Source organism: Acinetobacter sp. 1000160 (assembly GCF_000588715.1).
Taxonomy (GTDB): domain Bacteria; phylum Pseudomonadota; class Gammaproteobacteria; order Pseudomonadales; family Moraxellaceae; genus Acinetobacter; species Acinetobacter courvalinii.
In genome coordinates this window covers 1-572 of record NZ_JFWP02000034.1, presented here as the reverse complement: position 1 = coordinate 572, position 572 = coordinate 1, and the positions used below count along the sequence as shown (strand labels likewise).

The following is a 572-nucleotide window of genomic DNA, read 5'->3' as shown; positions in this document are numbered from 1 at the left end:
GACGGGGCTCGAACCCGCGACCCTCGGCGTGACAGGCCGATATTCTAACCAACTGAACTACCGCTGCACTGTATTACTTCCATAGAGAAGTAAATGTCACAAATTATGGTGGGCGCTGACGGGATCGAACCGCCGACATTCTGCTTGTAAGGCAGACGCTCTACCAACTGAGCTAAGCGCCCTGAGGAATAAAAATTGATTGAATATCAATTTTTATGACGCAAGACAAACGGAGTGCGTAGTGTCTTACATTATCACCCTCTTGAACAGGGAATCAAGAGAATGGCGCAGCGGACGGGGCTCGAACCCGCGACCCTCGGCGTGACAGGCCGATATTCTAACCAACTGAACTACCGCTGCACGATAATTTTGCAATCATAGCAAACGACTATTAAAACTTAAGTGGCGCAGCGGACGGGGCTCGAACCCGCGACCCCCGGCGTGACAGGCCGGTATTCTAACCAACTGAACTACCGCTGCACTTGAGTCTTAACGTAAAGGCTTGGTGGGCGCTGACGGGATCGAACCGCCGACATTCTGCTTGTAAGGCAGACGCTCTACCAACTGAGCTA

Annotated in this window: 4 tRNA genes; all 4 read right to left on the bottom strand. The window is 52.1% G+C overall.

The features are described from left to right. The 4 genes from J699_RS00010 to J699_RS00025 all read right to left on the bottom strand — a co-directional run bounded on the left by J699_RS00010 (window position 1) and on the right by J699_RS00025 (window position 480). Window positions 1-59 (bottom strand) — tRNA-Asp (locus tag J699_RS00010). A 47-nt stretch (window positions 60-106) separates the two neighbouring features. Beyond that, window positions 107-182 (bottom strand) — tRNA-Val (locus J699_RS00015). A 101-nt stretch (window positions 183-283) separates the two neighbouring features. Next, window positions 284-360: transfer RNA gene (locus J699_RS00020), tRNA-Asp, on the bottom strand. A 43-nt stretch (window positions 361-403) separates the two neighbouring features. Then, window positions 404-480 (bottom strand) — tRNA-Asp (locus tag J699_RS00025). Between the last annotated feature and the right edge of the window lie 92 nt (window positions 481-572).